This is a genomic window from Flavobacterium sp. GCM10022190 (genome assembly GCF_042656445.1).
In the GTDB taxonomy this organism is placed as follows: domain Bacteria; phylum Bacteroidota; class Bacteroidia; order Flavobacteriales; family Flavobacteriaceae; genus Flavobacterium; species Flavobacterium nitratireducens.
In genome coordinates this window covers 394,649-416,940 of record NZ_JBHSOQ010000002.1, presented here as the reverse complement: position 1 = coordinate 416,940, position 22,292 = coordinate 394,649, and the positions used below count along the sequence as shown (strand labels likewise).

Sequence of the window (22,292 nt, the reverse complement as noted above, 5' to 3'; positions counted from 1 at the left end):
AAAAAATGACTACTACTAATTCCAATTCTTTATTTGAAAAGAAACAAGTAAAAGAAGCATTAATACAATCTTTTGCGAAGCTTAACCCTAAAAGCATGTTCAAGAATCCAGTAATGTTTACGGTAGAAATTGGCACTGCAATTATGTTTGTTGTTTGCATTTCAGTACTACTAGGTGCCAAAGACCAAGGCAGTTTTGCCTATAACTTTGTTGTTTTTTTGATCTTATTTGCTACTTTATTGTTTGCAAATTTTGCTGAAGCTATCGCAGAAGCCCGAGGCAAAGCACAAGCCAATAGCTTACGAAAAACCCGAGAGGAAACACCTGCAAAACAACTTTTACCCAATGGTGATATACAAAAAATCAGTTCTTCTGAATTAAAAAAAGGAGATATTTTTGTTTGTGAATCAGGTGACTTAATTGCCATGGATGGTGAAATAATAGAAGGACTTGCAACGATAGATGAAAGTGCCATAACTGGTGAAAGTGCTCCTGTAATTCGCGAAGCGGGAGGTGATAAATCATCAGTAACTGGAGGAACAAAAGTATTGTCTGATAAAATTAAAGTAAGGGTTACTAACGAACCTGGAGAAAGTTTTTTGGACAAAATGATTGCTCTAGTAGAAGGTGCTTCCCGACAAAAAACACCTAATGAAATTGCCTTAACTATCTTATTGGCTGCCTTTACACTAATCTTTGTAATTGTTTGTATTACCTTAAAACCATTTGCCGATTACGCCAATGCTCCCCTAACAATTGCGGCCTTTATTGCGCTGTTTGTCTGTCTAATACCTACAACCATTGGAGGTTTACTTTCAGCCATTGGAATTGCAGGAATGGACAGAGCCTTACGCGCTAATGTAATCACAAAATCGGGAAAAGCAGTTGAAACAGCAGGTGATATTGATGTTTTACTTTTAGATAAAACAGGAACCATCACAATAGGAAACCGAAAAGCAACTCAATTTTATGTAACACAAGGGGTTTCTGAAACCGATTTTATCAAATCAATGGTTTTAAGTTCACTTGCAGATGATACTCCCGAAGGAAAAAGTATTATTGAATTAGTGTGCACCGAAATTACCCAACAGTATTCTATCGAAGGCGCTACTTTAATCCAATTTACAGCCGAAACTAGAACTTCAGGGGTAATACTAAAGGACGGAACCACTATTAGAAAAGGAGCTCAGGATGCTGCAAAAAACATTACTATTCAAGCAGGAAATTCTTTCCCAAAGGATACCGCTGAACAAATTGTAGCAATTTCCTCAAACGGTGGAACGCCATTAGTGGTTCTTAAAAACAACCAAGTTCAAGGCGTTATTGAATTACAAGATATCATTAAGACCGGAATGCAAAAACGTTTTGAACGTTTGCGGAAAATGGGTGTCAAAACAGTTATGGTTACTGGCGATAATCCGCTGACGGCTAAATATATCGCTGAAAAAGCGGGTGTAGACGATTTTATCGCAGAAGCCAAGCCAGAAGATAAAATGAATTATATCATTGAAGAGCAACAGCTAGGTAAACTCGTAGCAATGATGGGCGACGGAACTAATGATGCTCCTGCTCTTGCTCAGGCCAATGTGGGAGTCGCTATGAATAGCGGAACTCAGGCAGCAAAAGAAGCAGGAAACATGGTAGACCTTGACAATGATCCCACCAAATTAATCGAAATTATCGAAATAGGGAAACAACTTTTAATGACCAGAGGTACGCTTACCACTTTTTCTATTGCGAATGATGTAGCTAAATATTTTGCAATTGTCCCTGCCCTTTTCATTGCTTCAATTCCTTCATTGCAAGGTTTAAATATTATGAATTTACACAGTCCAGAAAGTGCAATTTTATCAGCCGTAATTTTCAATGCTATTATAATCCCAATACTTATTCCACTAGCTTTAAAAGGAGTGGATTATAAACCCATTGGTGCCGAAGCCATCTTAAAAAGAAATCTCTTAATTTATGGTTTGGGTGGTTTAGTTGTTCCATTTATTGGAATTAAATTAATTGACTTGGTGGTCGCCATTTTTATCTAAAAATCAAAATAAAACACAATGAAAAATAGTTATTCAATATTCAAATTCACCATATTATTAATCGTTTTATTATCGGTTATATATCCTTTAGCTATTTATGGAATCGCACAGCTAGCGCCTAATCAGGGAAAGGGAGAAATTGTTACAGTGGGTGGCAAAAAAGTAGGCTACCAAAAAATAGGACAAAAATTTGATCAAGTTAATTATTTCTGGGGCAGACCTTCGGCAGTTGATTACAATGCAGCAGGAAGCGGAGGAAGTAACAAAGGGGCAACTAATGAAACCTATTTAGCCCTAGTGCAACAACGAATAAACCACTTTTTAAGGCTTCATCCCTATTTAGAAAAAAAAGACATTCCTAGCGAAATGGTCACTGCTTCTGGAAGCGGATTAGATCCTAATATTTCCCCACAAGCTGCTTTGATTCAAGTAAAAAGAATTGCGAAAGCAAGACAAATTGACGAAGCTAAACTGACCAATTTAGTATTGTCTAAAATTGAATCCCCTATTGCGGGTCCAGAAATTATTAATGTATTGGAATTGAATGTTGCTCTCGACGCACTTAATGACTTATAAAAATAGAGTATTCCTATTTGCAAAAAATGAATACGTTTCAAAATCATTTTACTTATCCTATTGTATTTCCTAGCCCCGATAGAAGCGAAAATCCTTTTGTGGGGGCGTTCCCCACAAAAGATTGCAGCGAATAGCGGGAAATAGCTTCAAAAAAACAAATGAACTTAGGGTTAATTCTCCCACTTATTAGATATGAAAAAAATAATTCTTAGTGCTGTTATTGGATTCCATATGATAATAGCGCAAGCTCAAGATACACAAAAACCATTACAATTTTCGGCGTATATAGATGTTTATTACAGCTATGATTTTGCAAAACCAAACAATCATACCCGACCAGGATTTCTTTACAATTACAATCGCTCGAATGAAGTTAACTTGAACCTTGGCTTAGGAAAAGTGAATTATAACACAGAAAATGTTCGCGCTAATCTAGCTTTGATGACTGGAACTTATGCGCAATATAATTTAGCCAATGAAGCTGATTTACTTAAAAATGTTTATGAAGCCAATGTGGGAATTAAAATTTCACCCTCACAAAATTTATGGCTTGATTTTGGAATCATGCCCGCTCATATTGGTTTTGAAAGCGCTATTGGGAAAGATTGTCCCACGTTAACAAGAAGTATTCTTGCCGAAAACTCTCCCTATTACGAATCCGGTATCAAAATTGGCTACGTTTCAAAATCGGAAAAGTGGTATATAGCCGCTATGTATTTAAACGGCTGGCAGCGCATTCAAAAAGTAGATTCGAATCAAACGGCGGCTTTTGGAACCCAAATTAGTTATAAACCTTCTGAAAAGACTAATTTAAATTGGAGTACCTACATAGGAAATGAATTTCCGGAAGAAATCAAAAAATGGCGGTATTTTAATAATTTTTACGGCCAATTTAAGCTATCAACAAAAACCAATTTAACTGCAGGTTTCGATATAGGATTTGAGCAACAGTATAAAAACAGTAATCGATATTTTACTTGGTTTACTCCAATTGTTATTTTACAACAGCAACTAACTCCTAAAATTCAGATTGCTGCTCGGGGCGAATATTACTCTGATAAAAACGGGGTAATCATTACTACGGAAACAGCAAATGGCTTTCAAACCAAAGGCTTTTCATTGAACTTTGATTATCTTGTAGCAGCTAATGTTATGTTCCGATTGGAAGCCCGAAATTTGTCAAGTACCGATAACTTATTTATGAAAAACAATCATCCAACTGACAATAATACCTTTGTAACGACTTCACTTGCTATTTCATTATAAGAAAAACAGCCAAAAAAATCATCTAAATCACTTTTAAACAACGCTAACTCCTTTTGTTTGATGAATCCTGACAAAGAAAATAATGTACAGTACTTTCTTGATTTAATAAAAAAATCACGAAAAGGAAAATTCAAAATTTATATTGGCATGAGTGCTGGTGTAGGCAAAACCTATCGTATGCTACAGGAAGCGCATACACTTTTAAAAAACGGAATCGACATTCAGATTGGGTATGTTGAAACCCATTCTCGAAAAGAAACTCAGGAATTATTGGCTGGACTGCCCATTATTGCCAGAAGGAATATTTTTTACAAAGGAAAAAATTTAGAGGAAATGGATGTGCAAAACATTATCAATTTGCATCCAGAAGTAGTCATCGTTGATGAGTTAGCGCATACCAACATTGAAGGGAGTAAAAATGAAAAAAGATGGCAAGATGTTCTTGAAATTCTGGAAGCGGGAATCAATGTCATTTCGGCGGTCAACATTCAGCACATAGAAAGTTTGAATCCTGTAGTCAAACGAATTACCGGTATTGACGTACAAGAACGCATTCCGGATAAAGTTTTACGATTAGCTGATGAAGTTGTCAATATCGATTTGAGTTCCGAAGACTTAATCAATCGCCTGAAGGAAGGTAAAATCTATTCTTCAGACAAAATTCAAACGGCTTTAACGAACTTTTTCAAAGCCGATCAAATTTTACAATTACGAGAATTAGCACTAAAAGAGGTTGCGAGCCAAGTAGTTCGAAAAGTTGAAACAGAAATAACACAACAACATACGCTAAGACAGGAAAAACTATTGTCCTGCATAAGTAGCAATGACAAAACAGCAAAAGTGGTCATACGAAAAGCAGCACGATTAGCTAGTTATTACAACGGGAGCTGGTATGTATTGTATGTAGAAACACCAAGAGAAAGTTCCGATAAAATAGCATTAGACAAACAACGTCATCTTATCAATAATTTCAAATTAGCCACTCAATTAGGAGCAGAAGTCATCAAAGTTGAGGATACAAACATCAGTGAAGCAATTCTAAAAATCGTTGCTCAAAAAAACATCACAACTGTTTGTATTGGAAAACCACATTTTAGTTTATTTAAGGTAATTTTGTCAACAACAATTTTCAGAAAGCTATTAAATAAGCTGGCGAAATCAAATGTTGATCTTGTAATACTTTCTTCATATGAGAATTAAAACCAAATTAAATTTAGGCGTTGGCTTATTGTTTCTTTTAATATTCATCCTTTCCTTGGTTAGTTCCTACTCTGTATTTTCAATTAAAAAAGATACTGGAAACATTCTAACGGCCAATTATAATACGCTGGAATACTCACGCAACATGCTACTTTCTTTGGATGCTATGCCTATACAAAAAGAAAAAGCAGTGGCTATTTTTGAATTGAACCTCAAAAAACAAATGGCCAATATTACGGAAGTAAATGAAGATCATGTTACTCAAAAATTACAATCTGATTTTAATATACTGAAAGAAAACCAAAACAGCGAAACCATTAAAGCGCGAATCAGGCAAACAATTTTTGAGATTATGAAGCTCAATATGAATGCCATTAAAGTAAAAAGTGATATTGCCAAACAAACCGCCGAAACCGCTAATTTTACTATTGCTGTAGTAGGCTCTTTGTGTTTTTTAATCGCTTTTAACTTATTAGTCAATTTGCCCAATAACATAGCCAATCCCATCAAAGAATTAACCGCCAGTATTAAAGAAATCGCAAATAAAAACTACTCGGAAAGAGTCCATTTTTGGCATCATAATGAGTTTGGAGATTTAGCCAAATCATTCAATACCATGGCCGAAAAACTTCAAGAATACCACAACAGTAACTTGTATAAATTATCTTTTGAAAAAAAACGTTTGGAAACCTTAATCAATAATATGCACGACCCTATTATTGGTTTGGATAATGAAGGAATCATTCTATTCATCAACGATGAAGCACTGAAAATCTTAGGATTAAAAAAAGAAGATAGTATTGGGAAAGTAGCTATAGAAATTGCTCAAACCAATGATTTGATGCGTTCACTTGTTTTGAATAATACAGAAAATTCAAAAAACCCAATAAAAATTTATGCCGATTCGAAAGAAAGCTATTTCGAAAAAGAGCAGGTAAATATTACCATTACTCCCACAGGCGAAGAGAAAGCCATTGAAATTGGGAATGTAATCATATTGCGCAATATTACTTTTTTTAAAGAATTGGACTTTGCGAAAACCAACTTTATAGCAACGGTTTCTCATGAATTAAAAACGCCAATTTCCTCTATAAAAATGAGTTTGCAATTACTTGAAAACCCAAACACAGGCGGTATCAATGAAGACCAAAAACAACTTATTGAAAGTATTAAAGACGATAGTCAGCGATTACTAAAAATTACGGGGGAATTATTAGAATTATCCCAAGTAGAAACAGGTAAAATCCAATTAAATATTGAGAAAAGCAATCCCTACGAAATCGTTAGCCATGCAACTAAAGCCGTCAAAACAAAGGCCGAACAAAAGCAAATTGAAATAAGCATTGTCGCAGAAGCCAATTTACCCTTAGTCAAAGCCGACAAAGAAAAAACAAGTTGGGTGTTAATCAATTTTTTAACTAACGCAATTACCTATTCTTCTGAAAACAGTAAAATTATAGTTGCATTAAAACAAAAAAACAATCAAATTATCTTTCAAGTAATCGACACAGGAAAAGGAATTGATAGCCACTATAAAAACAAAATCTTTGAAAAATACTTCCAAATTCCGGGCAGTCATAAATCAGGTACAGGATTAGGACTCGCTATTTCTAAGGAATTTATTGAAGCTCAAAATGGAACTATTGGTGTTGAAAGCGAACTTGGATTAGGTAGTACTTTTAGTATTCATTTAAATACAGCTTGATAATTAAAATCACTTCTGTTCAATTATAACTACAACTAAGCTAAGTAAAAATCTATAAAACAACTAATTGTTCAAAATCAAAATCCCAAATTTTATTTGTTTTATACCATAATTGCCCTGCTGAAACTTCCAGTGGGCAATCAAAATTATTAGTATAAAGCGCTCCAGTTCCTAAACCCTGAGGCATCGGATTTTGCAAAGTATACGTCCATTGCGCAATGGCATTTAGCCCAATATTGCTCTCTAAAGCCGAGGTTATCCACCAGCCTATTTTGTATTTCTCCGCTAAGACAATCCACTCTTGAGTTCCTTTAAAACCACCTACAAAACTTGGCTTTAAAATGATGTATTGCGGTTTGATTTCTTGCAGTAATTGTTCTTTTTCTTCCAATGAAAATACACCAATCAATTCTTCATCCAAAGCAATAGGAAAGGGCGTAGTTTTACATAGTTCTGACATCCTGTCAGTATTGTTTTTTTGAATAGGCTGTTCTATACTATGTAATTGAAATCCAGATAATTTATTTAATTTATCTAAAGCTTCATCTAAACCAAAAGCACCATTAGCATCTACCCTAATTTCAACCTGCTCCGGAGTAAAATATTGACGAATATAACGCAGTAATTCCAGTTCTTTTTCGAAATCTATGGCGCCAATTTTAAGTTTGACACAACCAAATCCCTGAGCTAATTTTTCCTCGATTTGTTCCTTCATAAAAGCAGCCTCACCCATCCAAATCAAACCGTTAATATCGATTGATTTCTCCCCATTAGTGAAGGCTGACGGAAAGAGCAAGAAAGGTGTTTCACTTGCTAAGGATAGAAAAGCCATTTCGACTCCAAACTGTATCGAGGGAAATTCAATCAATGCTTCCCAAAGCACGTCTTTGCCCAAATGAATATTAGCACAAGTCCATTGTAGTTTTTCCTCATAATCTGGTCGGTCATCAGCACTTAATCCTCTTAAGATTCCGCACTCTCCTATTCCTCGCTTTCCGTCCTTTTCCAGAACAAGAAACCAGGTTTCTTTTTCATTCATAACACCACGAGAAGTGCCGGATGGGCGTTTAAAATTGAGGATGCATTTATGGTATGTTGCTTTCATTTATTATATTTTACCGCAAAGGATGCAAAGTTTTTCGCTAAGGTTAATATCGTTCCCTACAACGCTCGAACTAACAATTAATAAATAATAAACCATTAAGATTTTAAGATAATTAAGCAAAAACCTTAACTAAACTTAATTCCTTAATGGTTTAAGATAATTATTTAATCAACTTCAAAACCTTTTCGAAATTATCATTTTGGATTCCCGCTTTCGCAAAAGCTTGAAAATCATCTTTGATTTTTTGAGTCCAACTTAAACTTTCGGTTACATTTTGATTTTGGTATTCTTTGTAAATACTTTTTGCTTTGGCAAATTCGCCATTTAACAAATAAGCATGCGCTAAATTCATTTTGACTAACAATTCGGTATCATCCTTTTTTTCGCCTTCTTTTAGCGCTTTGATTGCTTTAGCATATTGCTTCGTCAATAAATATGCATTCCCTAAATTAGCATAATCCGTAGCCGTTGCTTTACCTTGATTTACTATTTCATTGTAATTTTTAATAGCCGCACCAAAATCTCCTTTTTGAACATTAACTGAAGCTTTCGTTCTTAAATCATTAAAAATCGTTTTAGCAATTCCGGTTTCTTCAAAACAACTCGCTCCAAAATCCTTATACGCCTTAGTTTGTTCCATAGGCAAAAGTTTTTGGAATTCCTGAAAAGTATATTGTTTTTGGATTTTCTCGGCAATACAAACGCAAAAATCATCCGAATTAGCCATTTTTCGAGCTAAAGCCGAAGTCTTACACTGACTGATGATGTTTTTTCTATTTTCAAGTGTCCATCCTCTACTTAATTTTGCATCCACCCACGGCACTACTTCTAGCACTATTTTTTGTTTCATAATCCAATTCGAGCTTTCGAAACCAAAATACAATTTAGTAGCATTGGATTTCAAACAAGCCGATTTATCAATAGAAAGTCGCTTAGCATCTTTACTAATGGCGGTATTTTGCACCAAACAAGCATCGACAGTTTCGCCTGTGGTTCCGTAATTTTTAGCCAAATCACTTTTGGAAAAAATAGCATATTTGCATTTATCATCTCCTGAGATTTTAGACATCAAAAAAACAGCTCCTGCCGAACCCTGACTAATCCCTGTTGGGTCCGGAATGGATTTCAAAACAGAAACCAGACTTCCAGCCATTTTTTGATTATCATCAAGCAATGTAATTCTGTAAATTAATTCGGTGGTTCCTGCAGGAAAATCATCGGTTTCTACAACAATTCGGTCTCGTGCCGAAACCATAATTTCTTTATAGGTTGCTCTTTCCTTGTCCCAATAACCGGTTTTTTGAGCAAAAACACTCTGACAAAAAATGCTAACGAATAGCACAAAAATTATTTTTTTCACTAAATATAGTTTATTAACGATACAAAACTAGCCCAGATGGAAGTGAAAATCCTCTGGTGGCGTGGTTCGCCACCAGAGGATTTTCACTTCCATCTGGAAATAGCTCCTAAAAAAAATTACAATTCGATGCTATCACCTATTTCAAGCAGCATTAAGTCTTTTCCTTTATCAAAAAAGGCCTGAATTGCCGCTTTATGATCAATTTTGATATAGCCAAAGGTATCATAGTGATAGCCTAATACCTTATCGCATTCCACAAAATCAGAAGCTAAAATAGCGTCTTTAACATCCATCGTAAAATTGTCTCCGATAGGGAAAATAGCCAAATCGAGTTTGGTTCGCATAGGAATCAATTTCATATCCATAGTCAAAGCAGTATCGCCAGCAATGTAAATGTTTTTATGTTCGCCTTCAATTACAAAACCACCTGGATTTCCCCCATAAGTTCCATCAGGAAACGAACTAGAATGCACCGCATTAACATATTTTACTTTTCCGAAGTCGAAATTCCAACTTCCACCGTGATTCATTGGATGTGCCTGAAAACCTTTGGCTGCATAATGACCCGCAATTTCAGCATTAGAAACGATAACTGCTCCTGTTCGTTGCGCAATAGCTTCTACATCCAAAACATGATCTCCATGTGCGTGCGTGATCAAAATATAATCGGCTTTTAATTCATTAATATCTATATGTTCCGCTAATGGATTTGCCGAAATAAAAGGATCAACAATAATGTGTTTTCCACCTACTTTAATCCCTAAAGCAGCGTGTCCGTAATAGGTTATTTTCATATTTTTTATATTTTATATTTGCACGCAGATTTATGCAGATTTTTAAAAATTAATTTTTTAAACAAATATTCTTTTATTGAATAATTTAACTAATAACTATTAACCATAAACTAAAAACTGCAAACTGTAATTTATCTTCCGCCTAAAAAGGCATTAACAATAATATCTGAGAAAAAGTAAATCATACACAATGACAACAATACCGAAAGCGCAAAAGTACTTAAGGCTAACTTTTTTAATTCTGGATCTAAATCTCTAGGCTCTTTATTTTTTGAAACCCTTATTAAATGTTTAATTAAAGGGATATAAGCTACAAGAAAAAGATATAAATCAAAATTAATTTGCCCTGGATAAGGATCAGCATATAAATCAAATAAAACTGAAAAAAGGAACACTAAAAACATTGCGCCACCAACTAAAAAATAGTGGTACTTTTTAGCTTTTTCTCCTCCAATTTTGACCACAATGGTATTTTTACCCGCTTTTTTGTCCGAGGCTTCATCTCGCATATTGTTTAGATTTAAAACCCCAACACTTAGAAAACCTACAGCCATTGCTGGCAAAATAAGCAAAGGCTCTGCCTCTTTTGAATACAAAAAATTAACGCCTAAAGTACTAACTAAGCCAAAGAAAATAAAAACAAACAAATCGCCATATCCGCGATATCCATAAGCTGTGTTCCCAACTGTATAACGAATAGCCGATAAAATCGCTAAAATTCCTAATACCAAATAAAAAATTGAATAGTACAAATGCTCGTATCCAAAAGCATAATAAATTAATGCAATTGCCGAAAGCAAAGTCAAAAACGAGGTGATTACAATAGCGCGTTTCATAGCAGTTGGCGAAATAACACCACTTTGGATAGCACGTTTAGGTCCTATTCGGTCTTCATTATCTGTTCCTTTCATACCATCGCCATAATCATTGGCAAAATTGGAAAGAATTTGCAATCCTAAGGTTGTAAGAATCGCAAAACCAAAAAGTCTCCAATTAAATACTTCTGTTGGTGTTAATATTGCATCGGTAGGATTAGCCAAAGCATACATACTTCCTACTATAATTCCTGATACCGATAAAGGTAAAGTGCGCAATCTCGCGGCTTCAATCCAGTGTTTCATATATTCTTTTTTCTTGCCACAAAGGCACAAAATTTAAAAATCGATTCGTTTAATAATCAGTTCAGTCACTGCTTACTTAAAACTGCATTCTGCTTACTGAATTAAGGTAACCATTTCTTTTCAAAATTTGGTTTTCTTTTTTCTAAGAATGCATTTCTTCCCTCTTTAGCCTCTTCTGTCATGTAAGCTAATCGTGTGGCTTCTCCAGCAAAAACTTGTTGCCCAACCATACCATCATCAGTAAGATTCATGGCAAATTTTAGCATTTTGATTGAAGTAGGTGATTTTGCTAATATTTCCTGAGCCCATTCGTAAGCGGTAGCTTCTAATTCGTCATGAGGAACAACTGCATTCACCATTCCCATCTCAAAAGCTTCTTGAGCGGAATAATTACGTCCTAAGAAGAAAATTTCTCTGGCTTTTTTCTGCCCGACCATTTTAGCTAAATACGCCGATCCATAACCTCCATCAAAACTAGTAACATCAGCATCGGTTTGTTTAAAGATAGCGTGTTCTTTACTAGCCAGAGTCATATCACACACTACATGCAAACTATGACCTCCTCCTACAGCCCATCCTGGAACCACAGCAATAACTGCTTTTGGCATAAAACGGATTAATCTTTGAACGTCTAAAATATTCAAACGATGATAACCATCTTCACCTACATATCCTTGATGTCCACGTGCTTTTTGATCCCCTCCACTACAAAACGACCAAATTCCATCTTTAGTACTTGGTCCTTCAGCAGAAAGCAAGACAACACCTATCGAAGTATCTTCTTGGGCATCATGAAAAGCATCTAAAAGTTCTGAAGTAGTTTTAGGTCGAAAGGCATTTCGAACATCTGGTCTATTGAAAGCAATTCTAGCAACACCGTTGCATTTTTTATAAGTGATATCTTCGTATTCTTTAGCAGTTATCCAATCCATTGTAATGGTTTTAATTATTATAGTGTAAAATTAATTCATTTTTTAGACTTAATCTATTCGAAGTTTTATTTTAATAAAAAGAATTTAATCGGCAAAATCACTGTTTATAGAGCAAATCCGTTAATCTAAAAATTCCTACTTAAAAAACGCTTTTAATTCATTTTTTTTCTATATTTACAATATTTCCTACCATAAATATAGTTTTGTTATGAATTTATGGAATAAATACATATCCGTAGTTAGACAGAATGTTTTAATTTCTTCTGAAGAAAAGAAGGATTTAAAATTTTGGCGCGATGACATGTTTGCCAATACTATTGTTTACATCATCCCTCTAAGTGTTATTGCCCTAGTCCCATCTGTAATTTGGGCTATTGATGCCAAACTCTATGCTATGGTTTGGATTGATTTACTATCCGTTACTATGGCATTGTTCATTGGTATTAAAAAAGGAATTAAGATTAAAAAACGTAAACTCTTATTTATTGGAACAGTCTATACCTTAAGTTTTTCACTTATCTATTTTGTTGGTTTAAATAGTACACTCTATTTACTAGCTGCCTGTTTTTTATCTACTTTTATTTACACCTTTAAAAATCAATTTACACCAGCACTCATCAATTTATACATCTCCATTTTATATATCAGTCTTTATTACCTTGAATTAACACCCTCACATCTGGTAACGTTTAAAACCAACGAACTCTTCGCTGTTTTTTCCAATTTAATCTTCCTCAGCTTTTTAATTTGTTCCTTAGTTCCTAAATTATTTAATGGCCTTGAGGAAAGTTTTAAAAACAATATCCAGCATACTTCTAAAATTGAAACTCAAAATGCCGTTTTAAAAGAAATTACTTGGATACAATCGCATGTGGTTAGAACCCCTTTATCCAGAATATTAGCTATAACCAACTTACTTAAAGAGAATAAAAATAGTGAAGAAGAAAAGGAATTTTTAATAGACAGTATAATTGTTTCCAGCGAAGAATTAGATACTGTAATTCAAGAAATTGTAACTAAATCAGAAAATGTAAGTTCAAAATACAAATGATTTTTCCGTTTTCTGACCTTGAAAAAGTATTGATTTTAAAGAGTAATCATTCTCAGGTTAAAGTCCTAAAAATGTTAATTTTTACGATTATATCCTTTTTTTTCTATCAACTAAAACTTTTTTTTATTAATTTTAGATGTAGTTAGTTCTAGAATTGGTGGATAATTTACAATTCAAATTAGCTACAGAGTTTCTAACTGATTTATTAACTAAAAAAAAGAATATTGAAAAAATCAACAAGCTTTATCACTCTTTTTAGTATGTTATTAAATTTGTTCTACGGAAAGAAAGAGCCCAATTGGGGAACACTAAAAGCGGTTAGAATTTATTCAAAGTAGCACCTACGGTAACCCGTTTGGATTACTATACACAGATATAATATCTTTAAAATGAATGTGTAAAATCCAACATTATTTTTTCTACCAAAGGCGGTAATGCAAAATGAGATTCCAAACTTCAATTAGCGTTAAAAAAAGATAAAGAAAGAACGGTTAACGTGAAACTACAACATAGTTTCCAATTGTTTAATAAGTTATAAGTTGTCCAAAAATAAGAGAGCTTATAAAAGAGAAAGACTAACCATCAGGATTAGTCTTTCTTTTTTTTTATTCTTTTACGAGATAAATTCCGTCTTCTTTAATTTCTATCAGTTTTTCTTTGTACAAAGCACCAATTGCTTTCTTAAAAGTCTTTTTACTCATCTTAAGCACCGTTTTGATATCTTCTGGATGCGAATTATCATTTAATCTTAAAAATCCACGGCTAGCTCTTAATTCGTACAATATCTTATCAGCATTAGGTTCGACTCCTTCATAGCCTAATTTTTGCAACGAAACATCTATTTTATGATCAGGACGGATATTTTTAATGTAACCACGCATTCTGTCTCCAGTACGAATACTATCATCATAGACTTCGTCTTTGTATAAAAGTCCTTTGTGTTTTTCGTTGATAATTACATTAATCCCAATTTCGGTAATATGAGAAACAATCAAATCTACTTCTTCGTTTTTCTCAACAGTTAGTTCATCATTACTCAAAAATTGATTGGTTTTACTAGAAGCCACTAAACGATTCGTCTTTGGGTCCATGTAAAGATAAACCAGATAACGCTTTCCTTTTTCCATTGGACGAGCCTGTTCTTTAAAAGGAACTAAAATATCTTTTTCCATACCCCAATCCATAAAAGCCCCCACTTGATTGATATAATTTACACGTAAAAGCGCAAATTCGTTCAATAAAACATAAGGTTCTAAAGTAGTTGCAACAGGACGTTGCTCGTGATCCAAATACACAAAAACAACTATTTCTTCTCCAATTTCAAATACTTTAGGAACGTATTTATTGGGTAGTAATACATCGTGAATTCCTTCAGGATCCGTTTCTGGGTCGCCCAAAAACAAACCAACTTTAGTATCACGCAATATAGTTAAGTTATTGTATTTTCCTATTTTAAGCATTGTATTCCATTTTATAAGTGGCAAAGGTACGATGTTAAGAAATAATTTAACCACAAAAGACACAAAGTTTTTCGCAAAGAAGACAAAGTATATTTTTTAAAAAACCCTTGTTAATCTGTGTTTATTATTTCACCAAAGTCACATCATCCACTAAACAAAATGAATTAGCTTTTCCATTAGCAAAAAATCCAATTGTTATTTTACCATCTTTTACCACAATATTTGAAATGCGAATGCTAGTCCAAGAAGAATTTTCATTCTCAATACTAAATTTATAATCGACACCACCACTATTCGCATACATTTTAAGTTCATTGAAACCTACGCTATTTTTAACTTTGGCCGTCAAATTATACAAGCCATCTTCTAAAGAAACATAAGGAGTACTAGTAATTTGCTGCGTAATCTCTCTTGTAAAATCGGCTTTATCAGTGATATTCAAACTTTTTTCTCCAATAACTTTTTTTCGATCACTTTCGGTATTAAAATAATTCAATTGTGGAGAATTTTCGCTTTTTATCTGAATTGGATTCCCTTTGATGACAGTTGTTTTCCAACCCAATAATTGTTCCTGAACAGGTTTAAAACTACTCGGGATTTTATTTCTATCGGCTTCAAAACTACCGTTTTTTACATAATTATTATCCGAACCAACAGTCCAATCTCCTGACTTTTCATCCAAATTCCATGAACTTAGCGAATTAAAATAAGGAGTTGTACCATTAAATGAAAGCGGAAACCATTGATTATATCCTAAACCATTACCTGCAAAATTAGCCCAACGGTCACCACAATACACTACTGTTTCTTTACCGTTTCGTTTTATCGTATAAAAAAATCCAGTTTGTGTAACATGAGCATAATCTTCCTCTGAACCCTTAATAATTTGCATTTCATTAGTAGGCAAATAAGGCCCTCTAATATTATCAGCAACCAAATAATACGCAAAAGACGAATCCCAACCATAAATATTAGAGGCTACCATGTAGTACTTATTTTTGTATTTAAACATACAATTCCCTTCTCTGCTTTCTCCTTGAAAAACTTTGGTACAATCCAAAATAGTAACCTTCCCTTTTTTTACACCAATTTCAGAAACATATATTTTGTTGCGTCCCTTACCGTAAGAATAAATCAGATAGGATTTTCCGTCGTCGTCAGTAAAAATGGTTTGATCTCCAGTATTTGTGGTACCAATCCAAGCTTGCATATTTATTTTTTGATGCCAAATAAAATCTCCAGTTGGAGTATTGGCTAATGATACCAAAACCTGATTACCATGCTGAACAAACAAAGCATATTTATTCATTTCTTTTACAAAAGCCACCCCCAAACGCCCGACCCAGTTTTTTTTTTCATCAGGAAATGCTTGCTTATCAGTAAGAACATCCCTTTCAAAAGTCCAATTTACTAAATCAGTAGAACTGTAACATGTTACCGATTTAAATGTACAATTTTGATATGTTAGTGAAGGATCTTTTCTGTACTTCTCAGCCTCTTCATAATGAACACCGTACCAATAATATTTTTCAATCCCGGTTTGTGAATCTTTAAACTTAAAAATTCCGCCACCCTGGCTATAAATTGGCAATCCCTCTTTTGTATCCCAAAAAATATCATTTTTTATATTTTGAAATTGTGCAACAACTTTTGTTTTTACAAATGAAAAAACCGTTGTAATTAGCAATAGCTGAAAACTAAATCGAACCGAACTATTCTTCATAATCATTTTGTTGAATATTAGAAAAGCTAAAATAACTTAGAAAAAACATTCAATCATCCTGTACTGTCTAGCAATAAAAAAACTCCTAAACAAGATCTTTCTATTTTTACTCAGGAATTAAAATAGAAAAAAAATAAAAGCTTGTTTTTCTTAGCTGTAAACTAACTAAAATTACTTAACTATTGTATAATATGCTGTTTTTACCACTGGGATTCCAGTTGCAGTAATCCCTTCTAAAGCTACTTTTACTTTAGTTCCTACTTTTGTATTAAAATAACTCACATTTGCAACACCTGTTTTATCAGGATGAACATAAGGATTCCAATACAATGTGTTTCTTACTGCCAATTTATTATCTAAATCTAACTTTACCTGTTCTGGTGTAGGTGAATAAAAAACTCTTGAAACATAATAACCATCGATTTCTTTTTGAATAGCATATGTTTTTTCTTTAATCCTTTTTGGCGCATTTGGATTGGTATAAATGGCTATAAATCCACTTTCAGCCGCTTCACCAAAAAACATTGTTGCTTGCAATCCTCTAATTACATCAATTCTCTCAATATCAATAGGCTGAATAACGTCAATTTCCTGTTTGGTTACTTCAAAACCATTCAATACATAAAAAGGTGAAGCATTATTACGAATAAAAGTCACTGAATCACCATTAAACATTACTCCTGGAATTTTTTGAGCAATTAATTCATAAATATTAGTAAAAGTTTTTGCATCTGCATCCGCTATGTAGCTATTTTCAGGCAATCCAAAAAACGATCTTGAAGTAGTTTTCTTTTTGGAAACTATAGCTACTTCATCCAAAATGTTTTCAGGTTTTACTCCAAAAGCTACATTTTTTCTAAAGACATTCTGCGCCTCTTGTAATGCCATTTTAGACCAATTACTAAAATTCTCTCTAAAAGTAACCGGTATAGGCTCTTTTTCGATGGAATCTAAAAGAATTTCGCCTCTGAATTTTCCTTTTTCATTTATTGAACTTAAAAACATATTGGTTTTTCCAGAAAACATTATATTCTCAAATTTAAAATTTCCTGTAGCAGTATCAGGTTTCACACTAAAAAAGTTTCTTCGTTTTTTATTCAATAAAGACAATGAAACAAAACTGTTCTCAAGTGGTTTGTCGGCAAAAACTTGTTTGACTCTCCCTGAAATTGTAATTCCCTTTTCAACTTTAAAACTGTTTGATTCTTTAATTTGAGGAACTGTTTTCCAAAGAAAATCTCGCCAGCCTTGTGTTAAAAGTAAATTATCTAAATGGTCTAAACGTTTTGGGTTATTTGAATCAAAATAATAAGCGGGATGATACACTTTCCCTCTAATATCAGATTCCATCAAAAAATAAGAACAAATATTCGATTCAAACTCGTTATCTTCCATTCCATTCAGATCGGTAACACTCATGGAATAACTAGCCGATTTTACTTGACCTTCTTTAGATTTTGAACCAACAGTAATAGTCGCTTTTTCACTTGGTTGATAACTCGCTTTATCTGTAGCTAGTTGCACCACTAAATCTTTATCTTTTTCAAAAAACACTAATCGCTCACTATGCGGTTTACGATTATCATCTATTAATGTGATTTGGCTTATCCCTTCCGGCATCTTGTCTTTACCTAATTCAAAAGATAAAGTTGATGATGTAAGTGTTTGCGTAGTTTCTAAATATGGAATTCCTTTTGCTTTACAAACCACTGTTAATTGCGCATTAGGATTTTGAACTAAGGTGGCATCATTAGTATTAATCGTAACGATATTTCTTCCTTTAAAAAGTCGATACCCTAGGACATACCCTGTTTTAATAGTTTGAGGCAAATTTTGTTTCAATTCAGCACCAGTTGCTGTTTTAATCTTAGCATAATAACTTTTTCCTGCCGTTGGCAATATTGAAAATTTTCCCATCCCATCAAATGAACTCTGAAATGCTGTAATCAATTCGTTATCGGAATCATAAATTTCTCCTGAAATGTCTATTGGTACTCCACTACCATCAACTGCTTTAAATCCCACCATACTAGCTACATTTTCAAGAAGGGAACCTCCCTCTGGAAAAAAATTAACCGTATAACCCAATTGGGTTGTGGTCTTAGGTATATTTACAATATTTTTTGTCTCTACTGTAAAATTATTTGTTTTCTTAACTTTAGAATTAAGTTCAAAAGCATCTATGATTTCAATATTTTTTTTGAAAACAAAGTCTTCTCCAAAATTTCGATCCCAATTGGTATAAGCTCGTAATTGATAGATTCCTGGTTTTACCCCTAGCGAATCGGCTAATTTAAAATCGCCATAACCCAAACCCATTTCGATATTCGTTTTATTTCGCGCTATTATTTTAGAATCAGATGAAACTAACTCTACATACAAAAGATTACTATTATCGTACAATATATTATTAATAGCCCGTACCTCATAAGCTTTGTACCAAAGGTCTTCACCTATAAAATATCGGGTTCTATCGGTATGTAGATATATTTTTTCAATTTCAGGGTTTGTTTTTTGTTCCTGAGCTTGTAAAAGACCTAATGAAATAAAAAAGAAGAAACAAACTAAGCCATAATTTATACTGCCCAATAACGCTTTAACCATGTGAAAAAAATTTTATATTAAATGATAAGACCTCAATTATATTTATTACAAACTAACTTACAAACAAAAGTACACTTGGTAACAAATAGATAAGTTAAAGTTTACTAAAATAAACACTCCAAACCAATTAACTAACCTGTACTGTCCTGTATTAAAAAAACAAAAAAACTCTTCTGTAGTAACCACAGAAGAGTTTATCTATTTATCTTATAATGAATTATTTAAAACAAATTAAAAGGCAGCAATTGAGTACTACATTTAAACCAACTCCCTAAAAAACTGCTTTAAAACAACATCGTTTTCAGCTGTTGGGGTGAAAATTTCTAGTATTGCTGGCTGAGTATTCAGTGAATATAATTCGTTCAAACCATTGACTAAACTTTCTTTGTCAGAAGCAGTTATATAAACTAAACCATACATTCTAGCCAAATGTTCTGCTGTTAATTGATGCGATGTCTCAAAATAGGTATTGAACACGGCATTTTCTTCATGTCCTGGTAAAATTCTAAAAATACCTCCTCCTCCATTGTTGATCAGAATAATTTTAAAATTTTTGGGTATGTAAGCATTCCATAACGCATTACTATCATAAAGAAAACTCACATCACCAGTAACAAAAACAACTGGTTTATTTGAAGCTACGGCTGCTCCAATAGCAGTCGAAGTACTTCCGTCAATTCCACTAGTTCCTCGGTTACAAAAAACCTCTATTGAAGGATCTATTTTCATTAATTGGGCATATCGAATAGCGGAACTATTACTGATTTGTAATTGGCTATTTTGAGGCAAAGTTTTTATTATACGGTCAAAAACTAAAAAATCAGAATACGAAACTTTTGATAAAAAGACTTCTTGTTTTTCTTCTCGAAGCACCTTTATCTTTTCCATTTTAGCAAAATACTCGCTTTTAACAGCAGTTGTTAAAGGTAAAAATGTTTCGAAAAAAGTACCCGGATTTACTTCAAAATGTTTCGTCAAAACCCCAAAAGTATCATAAGCACGCGAAGAATCAATATGCCAATGTTGTTTGGGTTTGTATTTTCGTAAAAAGGCTTTGATACGTTTAGACACAATCATTCCTCCAAAAGTGACTAAAATATCCGGACAAAATTCTTCGAAATCAGCATCTGTAAAAGGTGTTATTATCGTATCGATATTAGAAATGAAATTCGGATGATGCAAATTAGAAGTTGTTTCGGTCATCACCACAACTGATTCATCGTTAGCCAAAGCTTCAATGGTTGCATTTGAAATCAAACTAGGATCATTGGTTCCTACTAAAACTAATTTCTTAGCCGATTGATTCCAGCTTGCAGCAAATTCAGTTAAATCCTCTAATTGATTAACGGAATTTAAACTGGCAAAATGATTCACCATTACATCTACTGTAAGCGCTGATATGGTTTCATATAAAGGTTCTTCAAAAGGCGCATTAATATGTACTGGACCTTTTTTATAAAAAGCCGTATCTATTGCCTCATTGATTTTAAAATCATTTTCTTTGGATGCATCCTCTGATAAATTAGCATTGTACAAAGAGTGGTTCGCAAAAACATTTTCTTGGCGGATGGTCTGACCGTCGCCAATATCAATCTTACTTTGTGGCCTATCTGCCGAAATTACAATCAAAGGAATCTGACTGTAAAAAGCCTCTGCAATGGCGGGATAGTAATTGAGTAATGCCGAACCCGAAGTACAAACTATAGCTACCGGACGTTTGATTTGTTGTGCAATACCTAAGGCAAAAAAAGCAGCACAGCGTTCATCGGCAATGCTATAGCATTTAAAATCAGGATTATTTGCAAAACCTATGGTTAGTGGTGCATTTCTGGAACCTGGAGAAATGACAATTTGCTGTATTCCTTTGGCCAAACAAATCTCAAGGATACTTTGCGCTAAAGGTATTTTGGGGTAAATCATTCTTTGTTTTTCAATAAGAAACAAAGATACAAAGATGGATTGCTATTTTATAAATTTTAGAACTGATTTTTAAATGATCATATGTCAAAAAAAAAGCGATTTCTAATTTATCATTAAAAATCGCTTTCTACATTTTGTCTATTATTTATTCTTTTAACCAATTCACAATTTCGGGTGCATCCGGTTTTGTTTTAGAATAATACACTTCTACCAAATGTCCTTTTTTGTCAATCAAATATTTTTGAAAATTCCATTTTACTTCTGAATCCTTCACTCCGTTTTTTGCTTTTTGCGTTAAAAACTGATAAATCGGACTTATGTCATCACCTTTAACCGAAATTTTTTCCATCATCGGAAAAGTAACTCCATAATTTAATTTACAAAATGATTCAATTTCTTCATTAGTTCCGGGTTCTTGACCATTAAAATTATTGGCTGGAAAACCTATAACTGTAAATCCTTTGGCTTTATATTCCTTATAAATTTTTTCTAATTGCTCATATTGTGGTGTATAACCACATTTGGAAGCGGTATTCACAATTAATACTTTTTTACCTTTTAGAGTAGAAAAATCAAAAGTTTCCCCATCTAATGTTTTAACCTTAAACTGATAAATACTTTGCGTATCTACCTTTTTTGATTTTTTATTTTGTGCTTGAACGAATCCACTAAAAAGAAACATAGCACTGAAAGCCAACATTATTATTTTTTTCATAAAAATATATTTTTGATAAAAGTAAGTAATTTGCATTCATTTTTCCTTTTGAAAAAGAGATAAAAAGTATTAAACTGTTGTTAAATATTCTATATTAGATTAAAAACAAGAATTTTAAACCCAATTTTAAGAAAAGTTTTAAGATATCAAATAAGTTTCCCTAAGTTTGTAATGCAAAATATAAAAACGATGAGTCAAGACGAATTATTAGCTTTAATTTACAGAAAGGACGAAAAAGCATTCACACATCTTTATGATATGTATGCCAAAAGTTTATTTGCGGTTATAAGTAACTTAATCAAAAACACAGAAGAAGCGGAGGACGTACTTCAAGAGGTTTTTGTTAAAATCTGGAAAAACTTAGATACTTATAACGAAAATAAAGGACGTTTTTACACTTGGATTCTAAATATCGCACGAAATACTTCGATTGATAGATTGCGTTCTAAAAACTTTAACAACAGTCAAAAAAACCTTTCTTCAGATAATTTCGTAAATCTATTTGAAGACAATAACAAATTGACCAATAAAGTAGACGGAATAGGACTGCAGGATTTCATCAAACGATTAAAACCTAAATGTATCCAAATAATAGACTTATTGTTTTTTAAAGGTTATACCCAACAGGAGGCTGCTGATGAACTTGAAATTCCATTAGGAACGGTAAAAACACACAACAGAAACTGTATTAATGATTTAAGAAACTATTTGAAAGTATAGT

The 22,292-nt window shown here is 33.2% G+C and carries 17 protein-coding genes; 7 read left to right on the top strand and 10 right to left on the bottom strand.

Translation table 11 applies throughout. The annotated features are described in order from the left end of the window. Positions 1-5: 5 nt before the first annotated feature. From kdpB to ACFPTQ_RS08650, 5 genes are all read left to right on the top strand, one after another. Positions 6-2,039 carry a potassium-transporting ATPase subunit KdpB gene (gene kdpB, locus ACFPTQ_RS08670; protein WP_379776411.1) on the top strand — a complete coding sequence of 678 codons (2,034 nt, stop codon included), beginning with the start codon at positions 6-8 and terminating at the stop codon, positions 2,037-2,039. Positions 2,040-2,057: 18 nt separating this feature from the next. Beyond that, entirely contained in the window at positions 2,058-2,615 is a 558-nt protein-coding gene (locus ACFPTQ_RS08665; RefSeq protein WP_379776408.1) for a K(+)-transporting ATPase subunit C, read from the top strand. A gap of 192 nt (positions 2,616-2,807) precedes the next feature. Further along, positions 2,808-3,881, top strand: coding sequence for a porin (locus tag ACFPTQ_RS08660; RefSeq protein ID WP_379776405.1), 1,074 nt, complete (start codon positions 2,808-2,810; stop codon positions 3,879-3,881). 60 nt (positions 3,882-3,941) lie between these two features. After that, complete coding sequence (locus ACFPTQ_RS08655; protein ID WP_379776402.1) at positions 3,942-5,081, top strand: sensor protein KdpD; 1,140 nt, start codon at positions 3,942-3,944, stop codon at positions 5,079-5,081. Next, the gene (locus ACFPTQ_RS08650; RefSeq protein WP_379776399.1) at positions 5,071-6,786 is read left to right on the top strand and encodes a sensor histidine kinase; all 1,716 of its coding nucleotides are present in this window, start codon (positions 5,071-5,073) and stop codon (positions 6,784-6,786) included. The genes ACFPTQ_RS08655 and ACFPTQ_RS08650 overlap by 11 nt, the downstream gene beginning before the upstream one ends. Positions 6,787-6,838: 52 nt before the next feature. Here the strand turns inward: ACFPTQ_RS08650 and ACFPTQ_RS08645 are convergent, their stop codons facing one another. The 5 genes from ACFPTQ_RS08645 to ACFPTQ_RS08625 form a co-directional block, all read right to left on the bottom strand. Beyond that, on the bottom strand, positions 6,839-7,891 hold the full coding sequence (locus ACFPTQ_RS08645) for an o-succinylbenzoate synthase (RefSeq protein ID WP_379776396.1): 1,053 nt from the start codon (positions 7,889-7,891) through the stop codon (positions 6,839-6,841). Between the two features lie 160 nt (positions 7,892-8,051). Next, on the bottom strand, positions 8,052-9,251 hold the full coding sequence (locus tag ACFPTQ_RS08640) for a tetratricopeptide repeat protein (RefSeq protein ID WP_379776394.1): 1,200 nt from the start codon (positions 9,249-9,251) through the stop codon (positions 8,052-8,054). A 116-nt stretch (positions 9,252-9,367) separates the two neighbouring features. Beyond that, on the bottom strand, positions 9,368-10,045 hold the full coding sequence (locus tag ACFPTQ_RS08635; RefSeq protein ID WP_379776391.1) for a metal-dependent hydrolase: 678 nt from the start codon (positions 10,043-10,045) through the stop codon (positions 9,368-9,370). A gap of 131 nt (positions 10,046-10,176) precedes the next feature. Next, complete coding sequence (gene menA / locus ACFPTQ_RS08630) at positions 10,177-11,166, bottom strand: 1,4-dihydroxy-2-naphthoate octaprenyltransferase (protein ID WP_379776389.1); 990 nt, start codon at positions 11,164-11,166, stop codon at positions 10,177-10,179. Positions 11,167-11,267: 101 nt separating this feature from the next. After that, positions 11,268-12,098: a 1,4-dihydroxy-2-naphthoyl-CoA synthase gene (locus ACFPTQ_RS08625; RefSeq protein WP_188493539.1), complete on the bottom strand. Its 831-nt coding sequence runs from the start codon at positions 12,096-12,098 to the stop codon at positions 11,268-11,270. A 208-nt stretch (positions 12,099-12,306) separates the two neighbouring features. Here ACFPTQ_RS08625 and ACFPTQ_RS08620 point away from each other — a divergent pair, with 208 nt between their 5' ends. Further along, entirely contained in the window at positions 12,307-13,149 is an 843-nt protein-coding gene (locus tag ACFPTQ_RS08620; protein ID WP_379776384.1) for a hypothetical protein, read from the top strand. A gap of 605 nt (positions 13,150-13,754) precedes the next feature. Here ACFPTQ_RS08620 and ACFPTQ_RS08615 read toward each other — a convergent pair. The 5 genes from ACFPTQ_RS08615 to ACFPTQ_RS08595 form a co-directional block, all read right to left on the bottom strand. Then, a complete protein-coding gene (locus ACFPTQ_RS08615) occupies positions 13,755-14,609 on the bottom strand; it encodes a S1 RNA-binding domain-containing protein (RefSeq protein ID WP_379776382.1) in 855 nt (284 codons plus the stop codon). A 124-nt stretch (positions 14,610-14,733) separates the two neighbouring features. Then, complete coding sequence (locus ACFPTQ_RS08610) at positions 14,734-16,332, bottom strand: family 43 glycosylhydrolase (RefSeq protein ID WP_379776379.1); 1,599 nt, start codon at positions 16,330-16,332, stop codon at positions 14,734-14,736. Between the two features lie 171 nt (positions 16,333-16,503). Beyond that, positions 16,504-18,936, bottom strand: coding sequence for a hypothetical protein (locus ACFPTQ_RS08605; RefSeq protein ID WP_379776375.1), 2,433 nt, complete (start codon positions 18,934-18,936; stop codon positions 16,504-16,506). A 258-nt stretch (positions 18,937-19,194) separates the two neighbouring features. After that, entirely contained in the window at positions 19,195-20,856 is a 1,662-nt protein-coding gene (gene menD, locus ACFPTQ_RS08600) for a 2-succinyl-5-enolpyruvyl-6-hydroxy-3-cyclohexene-1-carboxylic-acid synthase (RefSeq protein ID WP_379776372.1), read from the bottom strand. Between the two features lie 145 nt (positions 20,857-21,001). After that, on the bottom strand, positions 21,002-21,571 hold the full coding sequence (locus ACFPTQ_RS08595) for a glutathione peroxidase (RefSeq protein WP_379776370.1): 570 nt from the start codon (positions 21,569-21,571) through the stop codon (positions 21,002-21,004). Between the two features lie 189 nt (positions 21,572-21,760). On the opposite strand from ACFPTQ_RS08595, the gene ACFPTQ_RS08590 reads away from it, so the two are divergent. Next, positions 21,761-22,291 carry an RNA polymerase sigma factor gene (locus tag ACFPTQ_RS08590; RefSeq protein WP_278035423.1) on the top strand — a complete coding sequence of 177 codons (531 nt, stop codon included), beginning with the start codon at positions 21,761-21,763 and terminating at the stop codon, positions 22,289-22,291. Position 22,292: the final 1 nt, after the last annotated feature.

Coding starts and splice junctions, on each gene's coding strand:
- ACFPTQ_RS08605 (WP_379776375.1), bottom strand. CDS start 18,936: ATGGTTAAAGCGTTATTGGGCAGTATAAATTATGGCTTAGTTTGTTTC.
- ACFPTQ_RS08625 (WP_188493539.1), bottom strand. CDS start 12,098: ATGGATTGGATAACTGCTAAAGAATACGAAGATATCACTTATAAAAAA.
- ACFPTQ_RS08595 (WP_379776370.1), bottom strand. CDS start 21,571: ATGAAAAAAATAATAATGTTGGCTTTCAGTGCTATGTTTCTTTTTAGT.
- ACFPTQ_RS08665 (WP_379776408.1), top strand. CDS start 2,058: ATGAAAAATAGTTATTCAATATTCAAATTCACCATATTATTAATCGTT.
- ACFPTQ_RS08620 (WP_379776384.1), top strand. CDS start 12,307: ATGAATTTATGGAATAAATACATATCCGTAGTTAGACAGAATGTTTTA.
- ACFPTQ_RS08660 (WP_379776405.1), top strand. CDS start 2,808: ATGAAAAAAATAATTCTTAGTGCTGTTATTGGATTCCATATGATAATA.
- menA (WP_379776389.1), bottom strand. CDS start 11,166: ATGAAACACTGGATTGAAGCCGCGAGATTGCGCACTTTACCTTTATCG.
- ACFPTQ_RS08650 (WP_379776399.1), top strand. CDS start 5,071: ATGAGAATTAAAACCAAATTAAATTTAGGCGTTGGCTTATTGTTTCTT.
- ACFPTQ_RS08590 (WP_278035423.1), top strand. CDS start 21,761: ATGAGTCAAGACGAATTATTAGCTTTAATTTACAGAAAGGACGAAAAA.
- menD (WP_379776372.1), bottom strand. CDS start 20,856: ATGATTTACCCCAAAATACCTTTAGCGCAAAGTATCCTTGAGATTTGT.
- ACFPTQ_RS08615 (WP_379776382.1), bottom strand. CDS start 14,609: ATGCTTAAAATAGGAAAATACAATAACTTAACTATATTGCGTGATACT.
- ACFPTQ_RS08655 (WP_379776402.1), top strand. CDS start 3,942: ATGAATCCTGACAAAGAAAATAATGTACAGTACTTTCTTGATTTAATA.
- ACFPTQ_RS08635 (WP_379776391.1), bottom strand. CDS start 10,045: ATGAAAATAACCTATTACGGACACGCTGCTTTAGGGATTAAAGTAGGT.
- ACFPTQ_RS08610 (WP_379776379.1), bottom strand. CDS start 16,332: ATGAAGAATAGTTCGGTTCGATTTAGTTTTCAGCTATTGCTAATTACA.
- kdpB (WP_379776411.1), top strand. CDS start 6: ATGACTACTACTAATTCCAATTCTTTATTTGAAAAGAAACAAGTAAAA.
- ACFPTQ_RS08645 (WP_379776396.1), bottom strand. CDS start 7,891: ATGAAAGCAACATACCATAAATGCATCCTCAATTTTAAACGCCCATCC.